Origin of the sequence: Candidatus Kinetoplastibacterium oncopeltii TCC290E, assembly GCF_000340865.1 — a bacterium.
In the GTDB taxonomy this organism is placed as follows: domain Bacteria; phylum Pseudomonadota; class Gammaproteobacteria; order Burkholderiales; family Burkholderiaceae_B; genus Kinetoplastidibacterium; species Kinetoplastidibacterium stringomonadis.
The window spans coordinates 176,548-195,623 of sequence record NC_020299.1 but is presented as its reverse complement, the minus strand read 5'-3'; the positions used below and the strand labels follow the sequence as shown (position 1 = coordinate 195,623).

Below are 19,076 nucleotides of genomic sequence, written 5' to 3'. Positions count from 1 at the left end.
TTTTAGAACTAGCTATCACGGTTGTCGTTAAGAGTGAATACTATAAAATAGGATCTTAATTTTTTCCTCTTTAAATCAACAAAACTATCAATAATATCCAGCGCTATTATAAAGTAAAGCATTATTGCATATTATATATAATTCACAATGAAAGAATACTACGATCATAATTTAATAGAAAAAACAGCTCAAACACATTGGGAATCTACTAAAATATATAAAGTAGAAGAATATGCAAAAAATGCTGATGGAAGCTTGAAGACTAAGTTTTTTGCTTGTTCAATGCTTCCTTATCCAAGCGGTAAATTGCATATGGGTCATGTTCGTAATTACACAATCAACGACATGATGACTAGACATTTGCGAATGCAAGGTTTTAATGTATTAATGCCAATGGGATGGGATGCTTTCGGTATGCCAGCAGAAAATGCAGCGATAAAGTCCAAAATATCGCCATCTGAATGGACATATAAAAATATTTCTTATATGAAAAAACAGATGTTAGCTATGGGTCTAGCAATCGACTGGTCTAGGGAAATATGTGCTTGCGATCCAAGTTATTATATGTGGAATCAATGGTTATTTTTGAAGATGTTAGAATATGGAATTGTATATAGAGATACCCAAATAGTTAATTGGGATCCCGTAGACAAAACAGTATTAGCCAATGAACAAGTAATTAATGGATGTGGTTGGAGATCTGGCGCGATAGTAGAGAAAAGAGAAATTCCAGGTTACTATTTAAGAATAACTAATTATTCTGAAGAATTACTAGAAGACCTTAATAACAAACTCGAAGAGTGGCCTGAACAAGTTAGATTGATGCAAAAAAAATGGATGGGAAAATCAGAAGGATTAGATTTCGCATTTGAGCATCAAATATTAGATATAGATGGTAATATTTTTCAAAATGGCAAATTACAAGTATTTACAACAAGACCAGATACTTTAATGGGTGTAACGTTTTGCGCTATATCTTATGAGCATCCACTAGCAAAACTTGTTTCCGAGAGAAATATTGAGATAAAAGAATTCATAGATCAATGTAAAACTGGCGGAACAAAAGAATCAGAATTGGCAACAAAAGAAAAGTTGGGCATGGATACAGGATTGGTAGTCAGGCATCCAATAACAAAAGAAGATATATCTGTTTGGATCTGTAACTATGTATTAATGAATTATGGCAATGGTTCTATAATGGGAGTACCTGCTCATGATGAAAGAGACTTTTATTTTGCAAAAAAATATGACATTGCTATTAAGCAAGTAATAGCACAGAATGGAAAAATATTTGATAAAACACAATGGAATGATTGGTATAAAGATACAGATAATTCATACCTGATTAATTCTGGAATATACAATGGTTTAGATTGTATATCAGCTACCAATGAAATATTTTCTTATATTATAGAAAATAAACATGGTCAGAAAAAAACAATGTGGAGATTACGTGACTGGAGTGTATCTCGTCAAAGATACTGGGGAACTCCTATACCTATGGTAAATTGCAGCAAATGTGGAGCTGTACCATTATCAGAAAAAGATCTACCAGTATTGCTACCTGAAAATCTCATTCCAGATGGTAGTGGAAATCCATTAAAAAAAGATGAAGTTTTTATAAAATGTAAGTGTCCAAAATGTTTCGGAGATGCTCAACGTGAGACAGATACAATGGATACATTTGTGGATTCTTCATGGTACTTCATGAGATATACTTCTCCAAATAATAAATATTCTGCTATAGATCAAAGATTAAATTATTGGATGCCTATAGATCAATACATAGGTGGTATAGAACATGCTGTTTTACATCTTCTTTATGCAAGATTTTGGTGCAAGGTAATGCGCGATATGGGGTTATTACAACTCGATGAGCCAATAAAAAAACTAATTTGCCAAGGTATGGTGCTCAACAATACCTATTCAAGAAGAAATAATTTAGGAGGTTTAGAATATTTCAATTCTGATGAAATAGAAATAAGCCAAAATAAAAATTCAGATATTAAAGAATATAAATTAATAAAAGACGGTTCTCCTGTAGAGTATAATGGCATCAGCACAATGTCAAAATCTAAAAACAATGGTGTTGACCCACAAGTCATAATTGATAAATTCGGTGCCGACACAGCACGTTTATTCATAATATTCGCTAGCCCGCCAGAACAAAACTTAGAATGGTCAGAATCTGGAATTGAAGGAGCTAGTCGTTATCTAAAAAAACTATGGAAAATATGTTATTCAAATAGAGAAATATTATTAAATCAAAATAAAAAAAATAATAAAGAAGATATTTCTTTTCAACTTAATGATAATCAAAAACTTCTTAGATTTAAATTATATTCAAATCTTATAAAAGCTAATCATGATTATAAAAGAGTGCAATATAATACAGTTGTTTCAACATCGATGAAAATTTTGAATGATATTGAAAGTTTTATATTAAAAGAAAATTTCAATAATAATCAAAATTACGCTAATGTCTTAAAAGAATCTATAGGAATACTGTTGAGGATACTCTATCCAATAGTCCCTCACATAACATGGAATTTATGGCGAGAACTGGGATACCATTTGATAATGGGAGACATCATAGAAACAGAATGGCCGAAAATTGATCAAAATGCTATTTTAAGAGAAACAATCAAGATTGTGATACAAATAAATGGTAAATTAAAAGGATCATTCATTATTTCTTCTGATGCTAGTGAAGAATATATAAAAGAAGTAGCAATGAAACACGAAAGTGTTATAAAGTTTCTAGATAAGGGTATAAAAAGAATAATTGTAGTCCCTGGCAGATTAATTAATATAGTAATATAAATCAGCTTAATTTCCCTAATTGTACATATATTATCAAATACAATATTGATACTAATATGTACTTTTATTTATAAACAATGATAAGAATTTTAGATTATAAAAATATAAACAATTATATTGAAAATATAAATAATGATTTTCCTCCTGTTTATATAATAACTGGCACAGAGCAATTACTTATAAATGAAACTATAGATAAAATCTATGCTCATCTGCAAAAATATAATTTCCATAACTACGCAAGTTTAGTAATGGATTCAAAAAGCGATTGGTTGTCATTACTTAACTCAATAGCTACTTTAAATTTATTTAATCAAAATAGAATTTTTAACATAAATATTAGTTATGGCAATATCGGAAAATTAGGATCTGATACTATGACTAAAATAGCTATGTATATAAAAAAAATAAATCCTGTTAAGGATATATTAATTATTCAAACTCAGAAAAATAATAAAATTATATATAGCAGTTGGATGAAAACTTTAATGAATATAGGTACAACTATAAACATATCAAGCATAAAACAAAATAATCTTCCTATATGGATTAAAAATAGACTGAAAGAACAAGGACAATTTACTGATATAAAAACAATAGAATGGATGGCTAATAATCTAGAAAATAATTTATTAGGAGCATCTCAAGAAATAGAAAAACTCAGTCTTTTATTTCCTAAAGGAGAGCTTAGTTACATCGAAGTAAAAGATAGTATGCTGGAAGACATATCTATCTATAATCTATCTGATTTTCGCATATCAATACTGAGAGGTGATTTTTTAAGATTAACAAATATATTGCATTATTTTAAAACAAATAATATTTTTCCAATTCCTCTACTTATATGGGGAATGTATGAAGATATAAAAATAATAGGTAAGATGATCGAAAATAATCATTCAGCACAATTCATAGAGAAATTAAATATTTTTGGAAATCATAAAGAAGCTATTATAAAATATAGTATAAAAATAAAAGAAACGAAATTATTAGAAAATATTTTGACAAAAATTCACGATCTAGATCTGATTTCAAAAGGATTAATAAGAACTCATGATATTTGGAGTGAACTACATAGATTAGCAATAGAATTTGCTAAATTGAAATATTGAACATTGATACTCCTCTACATAATGTATTATGTAGAGGAATTCAACTTTCTAGAAGCCTGACAATAACCTACTTTCGCAGACGAGATGTCTACTATCATCGGCGCAAAGGCGTTTAACTATCCTGTTCGGGATGGGAAGGAGTGGAGCCACCTTGCTATAGTCGTCAGGCAAAACCTTAACATAGTGATGTTATCACAAAATAATCTAAGAAGAAGCTATTCCAACAAATAGATGATGGTTGTACTTTTTTTGCAAAATATTTATCATAATCATCCATAAATAAGTTCAATTTCAAACTTAATAACCTGTAGAGTTATAGGATCAAGCCTCACGGGCAATTAGTATCGGTTAGCTGAATACATTACTGTACTTACACACCCGACCTATCAACGTCCTGGTCTTGAACGACCCTTTAGGGGGATCTGAGTCCCCGGGATACCTAATCTTCAGACGAGTTTCCCGCTTAGATGCCTTCAGCGGTTATCTCTTCCGTACTTAGCTACCCGGCAATGCCATTGGCATGACAACCGGTACACCAGAGGTACGTCCACTCCGGTCCTCTCGTACTAGGAGCAGGTTCCGTCAAGTATCCAACGCCCACGGCAGATAGGGACCAAACTGTCTCACGACGTTTTAAACCCAGCTCACGTACCTCTTTAAATGGCGAACAGCCATACCCTTGGGACCTACTACAGCCCCAGGATGAGATGAGCCGACATCGAGGTGCCAAACACCGCCGTCGATATGAACTCTTGGGCGGTATCAGCCTGTTATCCCCAGAGTACCTTTTATCCGTTGAGCGATGGCCCTTCCATTCAGAACCACCGGATCACTATGTCCTGCTTTCGCATCTGTTCGACGTGTCAGTCTCACAGTTAAGCACGCTTATGCCATTGCACTAACAGCACGATTTCCGACCGTGCCTAGCGTACCTTAGAACTCCTCCGTTACTCTTTAGGAGGAGACCGCCCCAGTCAAACTGCCCACCATGCACTGTTCCAAATCCGGATAACGGATCAAGGTTAGAATCGCAAACAATCCAGGGTGGTATTTCAAGGATGGCTCCACATAACCTAACGGTCATGCTTCAAAGCCTCCCACCTATCCTACACAAGATTATTCACAATTCAATGCAAAGCTACAGTAAAGGTTCATGGGGTCTTTCCGTCTAGCCGCGGGTAGATTGCATCATCACAAACATTTCAACTTCGCTGAGTCTCAGGAGGAGACAGTGTGGCCATCGTTACGCCATTCGTGCAGGTCGGAACTTACCCGACAAGGAATTTCGCTACCTTAGGACCGTTATAGTTACGGCCGCCGTTTACCGGGGCTTCGATCAAGAGCTTGCACCCCATCAATTAACCTTCCGGCACCGGGCAGGCGTCACACCCTATACGTCGACTTTCGTCTTTGCAGAGTGCTATGTTTTTAATAAACAGTCGCAGCCACCGATTATCTGCGACCTCTTCATGCTTTGAACGCAAAGTTCATCACAATACTGAGGCATACCTTCTCCCGAAGTTACGGTATCAATTTGCCGAGTTCCTTCTCCTGAGTTCTCTCAAGCGCCTAAGAATATTCATCCCGTCCACCTGTGTCGGTTTGCGGTACGGTCTTGCACAGCTGAAGCTTAGAGGCTTTTCTTGGAACCACTTCCAATCACTTCACAAAACATGTTTGCTCGTGCCACACCCTTGAATTATGTAACCGGATTTTCCTAATTACCATCTACAATGTAGCAACAGGGATATCCAACACCCTGATGATTTTTCGCAATCCGTCCCCCCATCGCACTGTACAATGGTACTGGAATATTAACCAGTTTCCCATCAGTTACGCATCTCTGCCTCACCTTAGGGGCCGACTCACCCTGCGCCGATGAACGTTGCGCAGGAAACCTTGGACTTACGGCGAGGAGGCTTTTCACCTCCTTTATCGCTACTCATGTCAGCATTCGCACTTCTGATACCTCCAGCATCCTTTACAAGACACCTTCGCAGGCTTACAGAACGCTCTCCTACCGCGTATATTAAAATATACACCCGCAGCTTCGGTTTATCGCTTAGCCCCGTTACATCTTCCGCGCAGGACGACTCGATCAGTGAGCTATTACGCTTTCTTTAAAGGATGGCTGCTTCTAAGCCAACCTCCTGACTGTCTATGCCTTCCCACTTCGTTTCCCACTTAGCGATAATTCGGGACCTTAGCTGGCGGTCTGGGTTGTTTCCCTTTCGAGTCCGGACGTTAGCACCCGGTGCTCTGTCTCCCACGCTGTACTTGTACGTATTCGGAGTTTGCCATAGTTTGGTAAGTCTTCATGACCCCCTAGCTATAACAGTGCTCTACCCCATACAGTAATACGTGAGGCACTACCTAAATAGTTTTCGGAGAGAACCAGCTATTTCCAGATTTGTTTAGCCTTTCACTCCTATCCACAGCTCATCCCCTAATTTTTCAACATTAGTGGGTTCGGTCCTCCAGCACGTGTTACCGTGCCTTCAACCTGGCCATGGATAGATCATCTGGTTTCGGGTCTACACCCAGCGACTATATCGCCCTATTCGGACTCGCTTTCGCTACGCCTCCCTTATTTAGTTAAGCTTGCCACTGAATGTAAGTCGCTGACCCATTATACAAAAGGTACGCAGTCACGGAACAAGTCCGCTCCTACTGTTTGTATGCATACGGTTTCAGGATCTATTTCACTCCCCTTCCGGGGTTCTTTTCGCCTTTCCCTCACGGTACTGGTTCACTATCGGTCGATCACGAGTATTTAGCCTTGGAGGATGGTCCCCCCATGTTCAAACAGGATTTCACGTGTCCCGCCCTACTTTTCTTACGCTTAGTTCCACATCAAAGATTTCGTCTACAGGGCTATCACCTACTATGGCAGAGATTTCCATCTCTTTTGACTATCAATAATGCTATAACGTAAAGGCTGATCCGATTTCGCTCGCCACTACTTTCGGAATCTCGGTTGATTTCTTTTCCTCGAGTTACTGAGATGTTTCAGTTCACCCGGTTCGCTTCTACTGACCTATGTATTCAGTCAGTGATACTCTTTTTACAGAGTGGGTTTCCCCATTCGGACATCTGCGGATTACAGCTTGTTTTCTAGCTCCCCGCAGCTTTTCGCAAGATACTACGTCCTTCATCGCCTGTGATCGCCAAGGCATCCACCATATGCACTTAATAACTTGATCCTATAACACTAAAGGCTATATAAGATAAATTGATTATATTTGAATGTTTATGAATATTCCAATTAAACTTGGAACTTTTTTGCAATCACAACCCTATGTCTATTACTAATAATAGACATCTTTTCGTTGTTGCTTCTTCTAGATTTTTAAAGAACAAATAGCTTATTTGATAAAGCTTAAATTTTATGCATAAGCTTTTATGTATAAAATTTAAACTCTATATATGGTGGAGGTGAACGGGATCGAACCGATGACCTCCTGCTTGCAAAGCAGGCGCTCTCCCAACTGAGCTACACCCCCAAAATATCGAAAGGTTTTACTCAAACATTATGGTGGGTCTAGTTGGACTTGAACCAACGACCCCCGCCTTATCAAGACGGTGCTCTAACCAGCTGAGCTACAGACCCATATTTATATTAATTGCATTATACAATGCAATTAATAGGGAATCTGTCATAACCAGCGCTTACTGACAATTATAGCTATTTTAACAATCGATAATTGTGGATACTTAATACGCAGTTTTAATGCTCTTAAAGGAGGTGATCCAGCCGCACCTTCCGATACGGCTACCTTGTTACGACTTCACCCCAGTCATGAATCCTACCGTGGTAATCGCCCTCCTTTCGGTTAGGCTAACTACTTCTGGTAAAACCCACTCCCATGGTGTGACGGGCGGTGTGTACAAGACCCGAGAACGTATTCACCGCAGCATTCTGATCCGCGATTACTAGCGATTCCGACTTCACGTAGTCGAGTTGCAGACTACGATCCGGACTACGATCGGGTTTCTGGGATTGGCTCCCCCTCGCGGGTTGGCGACCCTCTGTCCCGACCATTGTATGACGTGTGAAGCCCTACCCATAAGGGCCATGAGGACTTGACATCATCCCCACCTTCCTCCGGTTTGTCACCGGCAGTCTCATTAGAGTGCCCTTTCGTAGCAACTAATGACAAGGGTTGCGCTCGTTGCGGGACTTAACCCAACATCTCACGACACGAGCTGACGACAGCCATGCAGCACCTGTGTTCCAGTTCTTTTTCAAGCACTCCTGAATCTCTTCAGGATTCTAGACATGTCAAGGGTAGGTAAGGTTTTTCGCGTTGCATCGAATTAATCCACATCATCCACCGCTTGTGCGGGTCCCCGTCAATTCCTTTGAGTTTTAATCTTGCGACCGTACTCCCCAGGCGGTCAACTTCACGCGTTAGCTGCGCCACTAAGACCCGAAGGTCCCAACAGCTAGTTGACATCGTTTAGGGCGTGGACTACCAGGGTATCTAATCCTGTTTGCTCCCCACGCTTTCGTGCATGAGCGTCAGTGTTATCCCAGGAGGCTGCCTTCGCCATCGGTGTTCCTCCGCATATCTACGCATTTCACTGCTACATGCGGAATTCCACCTCCCTCTGACACACTCTAGTTCGGTAGTTAAAAATGCAGTTCCAAGGTTAAGCCCTGGGATTTCACATCCTTCTTTCCGAACCGCCTGCGCACTCTTTACGCCCAGTAATTCCGATTAACGCTCGCACCCTACGTATTACCGCGGCTGCTGGCACGTAGTTAGCCGGTGCTTATTCTGCAGGTACCGTCATTCATGCTGTGTATTATCCAGCACTGTTTCTTCCCTGCCAAAAGTGCTTTACAACCCTAAGGCCTTCATCGCACACGCGGAATGGCTGGATCAGGGTTTCCCCCATTGTCCAAAATTCCCCACTGCTGCCTCCCGTAGGAGTCTGGGCCGTGTCTCAGTCCCAGTGTGGCTGGTCGTCCTCTCAGACCAGCTACGGATCGTTGCCTTGGTGAGCCATTACCTCACCAACTAGCTAATCCGATATCGGCCGATCCAATAGCGTGAGGTCCGAAGATCCCCCACTTTCCCCCTTAGGGAATATGCGGTATTAGCTACGCTTTCGCGTAGTTATCCCCCACTACTGGGCACGTTCCGATATATTACTCACCCGTCCGCCACTCGCCACCAGACCGAAGTCCGTGTTGCCGTTCGACTTGCATGTGTAAAGCATTCCGCTAGCGTTCAATCTGAGCCAGGATCAAACTCTTCAGTTTAATCTCTGTATTTTTTATACGTAATTTAAGTCTGATTTAGACTTAGAATACGTCGCTACCCAAAAAATGAACGGGGTCTTAGAGTATTCCTCTAAAACCATGTACATTATTGGATACTTTTATCTAATTAGCTAAATGTAAAATATTACATACTAAAACTAGTATCAAGTACCCACAATTATCGATTGTTTATTGTTAAAGAGCTTAGTTCTGACAATTGATTCTTCATCAGTTGCAGAAGAAGAATTCTCGCTCTTAACGAGAAAAATGTCAACATATTTTTTAATTAACTAAAATGCAAAAACAACATAATCCTTTAATTAATACATCCAATATGTCATCTTACAAAGATTAGTATACTAGTTTGGATTATATTAACATGAAAGCTGATATTTTTTGCAAAATTATAGATAATTATGGAGATATAGGTTTCTGCTGGAGATTAGCGAAAAATTTATCTTATGACTACAAATGGAGCATTAGATTAATAGTAGATAATCTTAATGTTTTTTCTTTTATACAAGAAAAAATAGATGTTAATGCAGATAGCCAAGTACTTTCTGGTATTCATATAATAAAATGGGACGTTATTTCAAAGCAGTTGATCCTTCCTAGAGGGATTATCATAGAAACATTCTCTTGTGATATCCCAGAAATCTTTAAAAAAATTATGATAAGAGATACAAAAAAATTTATTTGGCTAAATATAGACTACCTTAGTGCTGAACAATGGGTAGAAGATTGTCATCTACTTTCATCAAATTTGTCTAATGGCCTAAATAAAACTTTCTTTTTCCCGGGATTTACGAATAAAACAGGTGGATTGATTATTGAAAATAGTTTTTTAAAAAATAGATATCTTTTAAAAAATTCTACTTCTATGCAAGAAAATTTCTTACAAAAATTTGGCATAAATTATAAAAGATCAGAGTTTCTTTTTTGCTTGTTATTTTGTTACCCTAAAGCTCCTGTCAAAGAACTTATAGAAAGTATGAAACATCTTAATAAAAAAATAGTATTGATAACAAATGATGCTTCTATGTTTATGAATATCGACAATACTAATAACTTAAAGTTGGTTTCAATTCCATTTATAAATCAGGATAACTTTGATAAACTGATTTGCTGTATGGATATAAATTTTGTAAGAGGAGAAGACTCTTTTGTAAGAGCTGTTTTATCAGGAAATCCATTAGTATGGAATATATATGAACAAAAAAATAACGCTCATATATACAAACTTAAATCATGGTTAAACTTGAATAACTTTCCTGATACAATAAAACAATTAATGTATTCTTGGAATAATTTTGGAGAAGAGAGTTTAATAAATACTTTTGAAATAGCAATGTCTTATAAAAATTGGAATTTATGGAAATATTATTCTAAAATAATAGCCGAAAAACAAATATCCAATAAATCACTTGGTGGAAATATAGTAGAATTCTGTGTAAATAGGCGGTACATGGAATTATCTCCAAGTGTTAACTAGATATTTATTATTACACTTATTCTTTTATATAGTTCTCTAGAAAAATATATAAAAGTTATTTAAAAGATATGGAAAATTTTGGAGGTTCAATATAAATGAAAACAGCTCAAGAGTTAAGAGTCGGTAATGTTGTTATGGTTGCAGGTGAACCATTAGTAGTACAAAAAACAGAATATAACAAATCAGGAAGGAATTCTGCTGTTGTTAGAATGAAATTCAAAAATCTATTGATAGGATCAGTAAGTGAGTCTGTATATAAAGCTGATGAAAAATTTGCTCTGATACAACTTGATCGCAAAGAATGTACTTACTCATATTTTAATGATCCAATGTATGTTTTTATGGATGAAGATTTTAATCAGCATGATATAGAAAAAGAAAGTATGGGAGATTCTCTTAAATACTTGCAAGATGGCATGCAAGCAGAAGTTGTGTTTTACGATGGAAAAGCTATATCTATAGAACTACCTAACACAATAATAAGAAAAATTACTTATACTGAGCCTGCTGTTAGAGGAGATACTTCAGGGAAAGTGACAAAACCAGCTCAGATAAGTACAGGTCATGAAATCAACGTACCGTTGTTTTGTAAAATAGATGATAATATAGAAATTGATACAAGAACTAATGAGTATAAACGTTTAGTGAACTAAATATATAAAAATGAATGAATATGACAGTTAAAGTTTTTGATTTAAAATGCAATTACGGACATTTCTTCGAAGGATGGTTTTCATCACATGATGAATTTGAGCTTCAAAATTCTAAAAAAATTATAGAATGCCCATTCTGTTCTTCCAATGAGATTACCAAGCTGATTTCAGCGCCTTATGTTACTAAAAGCTCAAGGTTAGAAATATCAAATAAAGCAAAAATAGATAATTCGTCAGATAAGGTTAATATCGTCGATATACAATCAAATTTAATAAAAGAAATGATTAAAATTCTGAAGAAAGCAGAGAATGTAGGATCTAATTTCGCAGAAATAGCTAGAAAAATTCATTATGGCGAAGAAAAAAAACGATCTATAAAAGGAATTGTTACAAGTGAAGAACAAAAATCTTTACAAGAAGATGGAATAGAGATTTTAAGCATTCCAAAATCCTTAAAAGATCCGTCATCGATGCATTAAATGATTGAAAATTACTAATAATAAGTATAAGTGCAGTTTATAATTTTTAATTACTAGTAGCTATATTTTATTTATAAAAAAATGGTGCGCCCGGCAGGATTTGAACCCACGACCCCTTGGTTCGTAGCCAAGTACTCTATCCAACTGAGCTACGGGCGCAATTAACAATTTGAAATCCAACACATGCTAATTCTATATTGTTTTTAAGAAATCTGCAATAATACTATATTTTTTATAATAAAAAATGGCGGAGGCAGTGAGATTCGAACTCACGGTGCAGTTTTAGCCACACACTCCCTTAGCAGGGGAGCCCCTTCAGCCACTCGGGCATGCCTCCACTTACTTATAATCGATTATCTATTTATCAAGATCGAATGCTTTATGTAGTGCTCTTACAGCTAATTCCATATATTTATCATCTATAATTACAGATGTCTTTATCTCGCTAGTGCTGATCATTTTGATATTTATACCATCCTGAGCTAAGGTCTTAAACATCAAACTAGCCACACCAACATGAGATCGCATACCCACTCCAACTATTGATACCTTGGCTACTTTTTCGTCAACAGCTAAATCTTGTGCTTTAACCGCAGGTATTACTTGATTCCTCAAAACATCAATAGTATGCTTAAAATCGTTACGATTCACAGTAAATGAAAAATCAGTAGTACCGGAAACGGATTGATTTTGAAGAATCATATCAACTTCTATGTTAGCAGCTGCAACAGGACCAAGGATTGAATGAGCAATACCAGGTGTGTCAGGAACAGATAACACTGTAATCTTAGCCTCATCACGACTAAAAGCAATACCAGAAACTACAGCAGACTCCATTTTACCATCTTCCTCAAAATTAATTAATGTACCTGAACTCATTTCTATTTCAAGAGAAATAAGAGGATCAGTCAATGAAGACAACACCCTGGTAGGAACACTATACTTGCCAGCAAACTCTACAGATCTTATCTGTAACACTTTAGAACCAAGAGACGCCATTTCCAACATTTCCTCAAAAGAAATCTGAGAAAGTCTACGCGCTTCTGGAACTACTCTAGGATCTGTTGTGTAAACACCATCTACATCAGTATATATCAAACACTCTTGTGCTTTCAAGACTGCAGCTATAGCTACTGCAGAAGTGTCAGAACCTCCTCTACCTAAAGTTGTTATATTTCTTTCTGAATCAATCCCTTGAAATCCAGTAATAACAACAACTTTACCTTGAGCCAGGTCATTCTGAACCTTAGAACCATCTATCGATACAATTCTAGCCTTAGTATGAGAAGAATCAGTATTGACTGGAACTTGCCATCCAGCATAACTTCTTGAAGAAACCCCTTCTTTTTGTAGAGCTATAGCTAATAGTGCACTACTAACTTGCTCTCCTGTAGAAGCCAACATATCCATCTCTCTTACATCAGGGAAAGGAGAAATTTCTCTAGCAAGTCCAAGCAAACGATTTGTTTCGCCAGACATGGCTGAAGGTAAAACTACAACCTTGTGCCCAGCCATATGCCACTTTGCTATACGACGAGCTACATTCCTGATGCGCTCGACAGAACCCATTGATGTTCCACCGTATTTATGAACGAATAAAGCCATGTAACACTCTATATGAAAAAATATTATGAACTTGCATATTGTAAGATAATAAATCGATTTTGTCTCTAAATATTAGAAAATATATCTTTAATTGTTTAATTTGGGAAATTCTATCCATACGAGTCCTTTACGACATAATATATCACATTTACCATATTTCACCTTCATAAATCTGTCGTGTCCTAGCGAATGTAGATTTGCTAATTGTCTATATAAATTGTTAACAAAAGCCTCTGTAGGCATAATTAAATTATTTATTAAAAACCAATATCTTATAACTTGTATTTTTCTATAAGTTGAATCGATAGAACGCCATTTAGAGAGGGAAAAACAACTATCCTTATTAATTCTTAACTTATCAAAATCTAATTTAGCTAAATCTTCCAATATGTCTGAGGCAACAGACATTTGATGAGCATTTCTATATAAAGAATTTCTCCATTGGGGCCAATATTTATCTAGCTGAGGAGCTAAATGGTTTCTAATTAATGATCTAGCAGTAGTATCGTCTATATTAGTCGGATCATTAACTGGATACCAAGATGTAAAATTCGAAAATATCTTCATCTCTGAATCAATCATATTTTTAGATATATTTAACCAAGGTCTAATATAAGATTTGCCATTTTTTATTGAAATACTTCTCATAGCACCCATACCTTTTATACCTGATCCACGTAATAGCCTTAAAAGCACAGTCTCTGCTTGATCATCTTTATGATGGGCTAATAAAAGATGTTCGATTTCATAAAAATTCATCAAATCATCAAATGCTTTATATCTAGAGTTTCTAGCAGAAGCCTCTAAGCCATATTTACTTCCAAGATCTACATAAATTTTTTTTTCATAAAAAGGAATTTTCAGCATATTAGCCAAATCATGAGCTCGTTCAGACCAAGAATCAGAATTATCTTGTAAACAATGATTGATATGGAATAGACATAGAGAAATATTCAAATCACTGGTCACTTTAGTCGCTGTTACGGATAACATAGCAGAATCCATGCCACCACTAAGACCAACAGCAATTCTTTTCGGTATAGTATTCAGATTCATCAAAAAAGATCTAAGAGCATCATAAAGGTGTTTGGAAACAATATACATGTTTATAGTGCCAGTAATTATTAAAACTCTTGAAATGAACCAACTGATAAAATTTTACTTAATCTTTGCTTAACAAAATAATCAGGACTTGGATTCTGTAACTGTTTAATAGCATCTATCAAAGCATCACGTAACAATTGATACATAAGTGCATAATCTCTATGTGCCCCACCCATTGGTTCTTTTACAATCATATCTATCAATCCCAATTTTTTTAACCGTGAAGATATTATTGCTAAAGCATCAGCTGCTTCTGCAGCTTTCTCAGAATTGCGCCATAAAATAGAAGCACAACCCTCAGGTGAAATAACAGAATAAGTTGCATACTGCAACATTAAAACTATGTTTCCAATAGCAATAGCCAAAGCACCTCCAGATCCTCCCTCTCCTATAATAGTGGTAATTATAGGCACCTTTATCTCAGACATTGTGTACAAATTTCTACCAATTGCTTCAGATTGACCACGCTCTTCCGCACCTACTCCTGGATATGCACCAGGAGTATCAATAAAAGTAAATATAGGAATATTAAATTTCTCTGCAAGTTTCATCAGACGCAATGCTTTTCTGTAACCTTCGGGCTTAGGCATTCCAAAATTACGCATTGCCCTCTCTTTTGTCCCTCTGCCTTTCTGATGGCCAATCACCATACAAGATCTATCATTAAATCTTGCTAGTCCACCTATTATAGATTTATCGTCAGAGTACATTCTGTCACCATGTAACTCGTTAAAATCAGTAAATAATCCATTTATATAATCTAATGTATGAGGGCGCTGTGGATGCCTTGCAACCATAGATACTTGCCATGGAGTAAGATTAGCATAAATTTCTTTAGTAAGTTGCTGGCTTTTGTTTTTTAATTTTCTTACTTCATCCGATATATCAGTTGCAGAATCAGCACGAATATAACGTAGCTGCTCTATTTTTTCTTCCAATTCAGCTATAGGCTGCTCAAAATTCAGGAATGTGTTTCGCATATTAAAATTTCAGATAATAATTTTATTAAATATTACTACTCTATGCTACACCATAAATACCAAGAAGCAACGGTACGCCAAGGTCTCCATGCTACTGAAACTTCTCTAGCCTCAAAACGAGAAACTGGCTCACCACTAAAATAATGTAATGATATAGCTCTAATTAATCCTGTATCATCTAAAGGCATTACATCAGGACGTCGTAAATTAAAAATCAAAAACATCTCTGAGGTCCAGCGTCCTATACCTTTTATGGAAGATAGCTCAGAAATAACCGACTCATCATCCATATCGATCCATTTATCAGGATTAATTTTTTTTTCGTGGAAATGAATAGCAAGATCATATAAATAATCTACTTTTCTTTTTGGAAGACCAATACTCATTAATTCTTCTCTTTTATTATGTATAATATCCTTAGGAGATGGAGATTGGCCAAATATCTTGACAAATTTACCCCAAATAATACTAGCTGTTTTAGTAGATATTTGTTGGCTTATTATAGAGTTTGCAAGTGTAATAAAAGGAGATTCTGAAGACAAAAGTTTTTTTTCCGAATGCAATGGGATAATTCTCTTTAGGATTCTATCCTTTTTTTTTAGATCTGAAACTGCTTGTTCCCAATAATCAGGTTGAGTGGAATTCATGTATAGCATTTTTTATGTAATAATCCTTTACATTAATTGCATTAAACACGACGCCAATTAGTATTGCCATTAGACGTATCTTCTAGCTCAATACCGGAGTCGTTTAGCATCGATCTAATTTTATCAGCTTCTAGATAATCATTATTTCGTTTAAAATAACTCCTTTTGCATATTAAATTCTCTATATCTTCCTTAGAAAGGATATCTGCTGAATCATTGCGATTTACAGAAATCTTATATCTTGTAGGCTCAGAGAAATAAACCATAGGATCTTGAGACAATATACCTAGGATTCCTGCTAAAGATTTCAGTTGTGTTGCGCTATGAATACATTTATTTTTATTTGCTTTCGATGCCAAATCAAAAAGTATTGCTATAGCGTTGGGAGTGTTGAAATCATCATTCATAGCTAGTTTAAAAGCATCAGAAAATTTATCGCTCCAATCAACTCTGCAATCTTCTGATTTTACATTGATATTGAAAAGCACAAGATACAATTTATCTAGAGAATTTTGAGCATCTACAAGATTTTCAAATGTATAATTCTGCTTGCTGCGGTAATGACTTCTTATTATAAAAAATCTTAGCATTTCTGCTTCCCTAAGATTAACTTCATAACGAAAATCGACAGGTAAAATTTCTTTACCTATTGCTTGACGAATAGTGTAGTAATTACCTAACGATTTTGACATCTTGGCATCATCAACCATCAAAGGCCCACAGTGCATCCAAAAATTAGCAAGATTGGTACCAAAAGCACCTTCAGTCTGAGCTATCTCATTCTCATGATGCGGAAATATAAGATCAGGACCTCCTCCGTGTATATCTATAGGATTGCCTAATATAGAATGACTCATTGCAGAACACTCTATATGCCATCCAGGACGACCCACACCATAACAAGAATCCCACCTGCTGTCATATGGATCATTCTTTTTATAAGACTTCCATAAAACAAAATCCAGAGGATCAGCTTTAAAAGAAGATACAGATACACGATTTCCAGATCTTAACTCATTTAGATTTATCCCTGATAATTTGCCATAATCATTGAAATTCTTAATTGAGAAATTAACATCTCCATCTAATGCTTTATAAGCAAGACCCTTGCCTTCAAGCAGTTTTATAATGTCAACCATTTCATTTACATAGTCAGTCGCTTTGGGTTCTTTAAAAGGAGTTTCTATATTTAAAGCTTTTTCGTCCATATGCATAGCTGATATGTAGAATTCAGTAATTTCCTTTATGCTTTTATGTTCGCTCAAAGATTTATTGATAATTTTGTCATCTATATCTGTAATGTTTCTAACATACCTTACATCAAATCCAATATTCTTTAACCAGCGCTGTATAACATCAAAAACTACCATTATTCGAGCATGTCCTAAATGACAATAATCATAAACTGTCATGCCGCAGACATACATATTAACCACATTATCATTAATGGGCTTAAAATCACTCTTCGATCTAGTCAATGTATTATATATTTGCAACATATTAATTATTATATTAAAAACAATCCTGATGTTAGAATCACAAGATAAGTAGCTTTGCTTTGTAAATTACTTACCTTGTTATATATGCTTATGTGGTTAAAATCTATATGATAGAAACATTAGTAGTTATGGTAAATATTTTACACAATGTATAACCACAATTAATACCAAGTTAAAGGACAATTATTTGTGAAGCATAAAGTGAATAGCATCAACTTATCTATTAGAATTCTTATGGCTTGTTAACAACTCATATCAACTAAAACTACATTCGCTTAAGGCTACTATACAACACAACAAACGACTAAATCAAATATAAATAATAGAAAAGAGTCAAATCAGTCAATAATTAAGAATTATTGTTTGCTTACTCACAAAAACTCAATAAAGATAAATTCTAATCCTGAAAATTGGATCAAAAAATAAAACTGTGTATAAGTAAACAAGTTGATTCTTTAAAAAAATGAACAATTCGAATCTGAACTACAAATTTTAAAAAAATAAGTAACAATTAGATATATGTAAACTTAAATTTAGCTATTAGAGAAGTTATAATATTAAATTGCCTGGGCTATTTGTAAATGAAACTTTTGTTCATTGAGATTTTTATCAATTATTTGCAAAAAAACTTAAAGATAAAGTAATTTATAATATATATATCAACAAATATATACAATCGTGAATGATGATATAAACATAATAGTTAAATTATTGCTATGGTAATTAATTAATCATATTATGATAGAATAATAACTCTACATTTACTGTAGAAGAACTTATAAATAATAACTAATATTTTACAAATCATGTGTAAAGCTCAAATACAGACAAATCATGGCAGAATCATTATTCTTCTTGATAAAGAAAAATCTCCGAATACAGTTGAAAATTTTTTAAAATACATAGATAAAAATTTTTACAATGGAACAATATTTCATCGTGTAATAAAAGGATTCATGATACAGGGTGGCGGATTATTACCTAGCCTAACTAATAAAGAAAATTTGGAAAGTCCTATAGAAAATGAGGCAAATAATGGTCTCAAAAATAATATTTATACTATAGCTATGGCTAGGACAAATGATCCTCATTCTGCCACTTCACAATTTTTCATAAATACTTCTGATAATGGATTTCTTGATTATAAATCTCCTACTTTAAATGGTTGGGGATATACGGTATTTGGTAAGGTTATAGAAGGAACTGAAGTAGTTGATAAAATAAATAATGTAAAAACCTCAAACAAAGGATTTTATAGTGATGTTCCAATTGATGATGTCAAAATAGAAAATGTTGAAATCATTGAATGAAATAAAATTTTTTTGAAAATATATGACTAGCTTTTGATTTTTATATATCAAAGCATATGTCAGGAAATTCAAAAATCTTTATAAAATCTTAGAAAAATCTACC

11 protein-coding genes, 4 tRNA genes and 3 rRNA genes are annotated in these 19,076 nt (G+C 35.3%); 6 read left to right on the top strand and 12 right to left on the bottom strand.

What is annotated here, in order from left to right:
• Positions 1-147: 147 nt before the first annotated feature.
• Together leuS and holA are read left to right on the top strand one after the other, a co-directional pair.
• Positions 148-2,823 carry a leucine--tRNA ligase gene (gene leuS / locus CONE_RS00905; protein ID WP_015396877.1) on the top strand — a complete coding sequence of 892 codons (2,676 nt, stop codon included), beginning with the start codon at positions 148-150 and terminating at the stop codon, positions 2,821-2,823.
• A gap of 77 nt (positions 2,824-2,900) precedes the next feature.
• Positions 2,901-3,935, top strand: a complete 1,035-nt coding sequence (holA, locus tag CONE_RS00900) for a DNA polymerase III subunit delta (RefSeq protein ID WP_015396876.1) — start codon at positions 2,901-2,903, stop codon at positions 3,933-3,935.
• A 54-nt stretch (positions 3,936-3,989) separates the two neighbouring features.
• Here holA and rrf read toward each other — a convergent pair.
• From rrf to CONE_RS00875, 5 genes are all read right to left on the bottom strand, one after another.
• Positions 3,990-4,103, bottom strand: a 5S ribosomal RNA gene (gene rrf, locus CONE_RS00895).
• Between the two features lie 149 nt (positions 4,104-4,252).
• A 23S ribosomal RNA gene (locus CONE_RS00890) occupies positions 4,253-7,138 on the bottom strand.
• A gap of 224 nt (positions 7,139-7,362) precedes the next feature.
• Positions 7,363-7,438: transfer RNA gene (locus CONE_RS00885), tRNA-Ala, on the bottom strand.
• A 30-nt stretch (positions 7,439-7,468) separates the two neighbouring features.
• A tRNA-Ile gene (locus tag CONE_RS00880) sits at positions 7,469-7,545 on the bottom strand.
• Positions 7,546-7,673: 128 nt separating this feature from the next.
• Positions 7,674-9,204: ribosomal RNA gene (locus CONE_RS00875) — 16S ribosomal RNA — on the bottom strand.
• The 16S, 23S and 5S rRNA genes sit together here with 2 tRNA genes alongside, the layout of an rRNA operon.
• 379 nt (positions 9,205-9,583) lie before the next feature.
• Between CONE_RS00875 and earP the strand changes: the two genes are divergently transcribed.
• The 3 genes from earP to CONE_RS00860 all read left to right on the top strand — a co-directional run bounded on the left by earP (position 9,584) and on the right by CONE_RS00860 (position 11,828).
• Positions 9,584-10,696, top strand: coding sequence for an elongation factor P maturation arginine rhamnosyltransferase EarP (gene earP / locus CONE_RS00870; protein ID WP_015396875.1), 1,113 nt, complete (start codon positions 9,584-9,586; stop codon positions 10,694-10,696).
• Positions 10,697-10,791: 95 nt separating this feature from the next.
• Positions 10,792-11,349 carry an elongation factor P gene (gene efp, locus CONE_RS00865; RefSeq protein ID WP_015396874.1) on the top strand — a complete coding sequence of 186 codons (558 nt, stop codon included), beginning with the start codon at positions 10,792-10,794 and terminating at the stop codon, positions 11,347-11,349.
• A 14-nt stretch (positions 11,350-11,363) separates the two neighbouring features.
• Positions 11,364-11,828 (top strand): DUF1178 family protein, encoded by a 465-nt coding sequence (locus CONE_RS00860; RefSeq protein ID WP_015396873.1) that lies wholly within the window; start codon positions 11,364-11,366, stop codon positions 11,826-11,828.
• A gap of 82 nt (positions 11,829-11,910) precedes the next feature.
• Here CONE_RS00860 and CONE_RS00855 read toward each other — a convergent pair.
• The 7 genes from CONE_RS00855 to cysS form a co-directional block, all read right to left on the bottom strand.
• Positions 11,911-11,987, bottom strand: a tRNA-Arg gene (locus CONE_RS00855).
• 86 nt (positions 11,988-12,073) lie between these two features.
• A tRNA-Ser gene (locus CONE_RS00850) sits at positions 12,074-12,165 on the bottom strand.
• Positions 12,166-12,185: 20 nt separating this feature from the next.
• The gene (locus tag CONE_RS00845) at positions 12,186-13,433 is read right to left on the bottom strand and encodes an aspartate kinase (RefSeq protein ID WP_015396872.1); all 1,248 of its coding nucleotides are present in this window, start codon (positions 13,431-13,433) and stop codon (positions 12,186-12,188) included.
• Positions 13,434-13,520: 87 nt separating this feature from the next.
• Positions 13,521-14,537, bottom strand: coding sequence for a tRNA lysidine(34) synthetase TilS (gene tilS / locus CONE_RS00840; RefSeq protein ID WP_015396871.1), 1,017 nt, complete (start codon positions 14,535-14,537; stop codon positions 13,521-13,523).
• Between the two features lie 20 nt (positions 14,538-14,557).
• Complete coding sequence (locus CONE_RS00835; protein ID WP_015396870.1) at positions 14,558-15,517, bottom strand: acetyl-CoA carboxylase carboxyltransferase subunit alpha; 960 nt, start codon at positions 15,515-15,517, stop codon at positions 14,558-14,560.
• A 35-nt stretch (positions 15,518-15,552) separates the two neighbouring features.
• Positions 15,553-16,173: a DNA-3-methyladenine glycosylase family protein gene (locus CONE_RS00830; RefSeq protein WP_200858691.1), complete on the bottom strand. Its 621-nt coding sequence runs from the start codon at positions 16,171-16,173 to the stop codon at positions 15,553-15,555.
• A 32-nt stretch (positions 16,174-16,205) separates the two neighbouring features.
• On the bottom strand, positions 16,206-17,663 hold the full coding sequence (gene cysS / locus CONE_RS00825; protein ID WP_015396868.1) for a cysteine--tRNA ligase: 1,458 nt from the start codon (positions 17,661-17,663) through the stop codon (positions 16,206-16,208).
• An 806-nt stretch (positions 17,664-18,469) separates the two neighbouring features.
• Between cysS and CONE_RS00820 the strand changes: the two genes are divergently transcribed.
• Complete coding sequence (locus CONE_RS00820) at positions 18,470-18,973, top strand: peptidylprolyl isomerase (protein WP_015396867.1); 504 nt, start codon at positions 18,470-18,472, stop codon at positions 18,971-18,973.
• Positions 18,974-19,076: the final 103 nt, after the last annotated feature.

Coding starts and splice junctions, on each gene's coding strand:
- CONE_RS00845 (WP_015396872.1), bottom strand. CDS start 13,433: ATGGCTTTATTCGTTCATAAATACGGTGGAACATCAATGGGTTCTGTC.
- CONE_RS00820 (WP_015396867.1), top strand. CDS start 18,470: ATGTGTAAAGCTCAAATACAGACAAATCATGGCAGAATCATTATTCTT.
- earP (WP_015396875.1), top strand. CDS start 9,584: ATGAAAGCTGATATTTTTTGCAAAATTATAGATAATTATGGAGATATA.
- efp (WP_015396874.1), top strand. CDS start 10,792: ATGAAAACAGCTCAAGAGTTAAGAGTCGGTAATGTTGTTATGGTTGCA.
- CONE_RS00830 (WP_200858691.1), bottom strand. CDS start 16,173: ATGCTATACATGAATTCCACTCAACCTGATTATTGGGAACAAGCAGTT.
- holA (WP_015396876.1), top strand. CDS start 2,901: ATGATAAGAATTTTAGATTATAAAAATATAAACAATTATATTGAAAAT.
- leuS (WP_015396877.1), top strand. CDS start 148: ATGAAAGAATACTACGATCATAATTTAATAGAAAAAACAGCTCAAACA.
- CONE_RS00835 (WP_015396870.1), bottom strand. CDS start 15,517: ATGCGAAACACATTCCTGAATTTTGAGCAGCCTATAGCTGAATTGGAA.
- CONE_RS00860 (WP_015396873.1), top strand. CDS start 11,364: ATGAATATGACAGTTAAAGTTTTTGATTTAAAATGCAATTACGGACAT.
- cysS (WP_015396868.1), bottom strand. CDS start 17,663: ATGTTGCAAATATATAATACATTGACTAGATCGAAGAGTGATTTTAAG.
- tilS (WP_015396871.1), bottom strand. CDS start 14,537: ATGTATATTGTTTCCAAACACCTTTATGATGCTCTTAGATCTTTTTTG.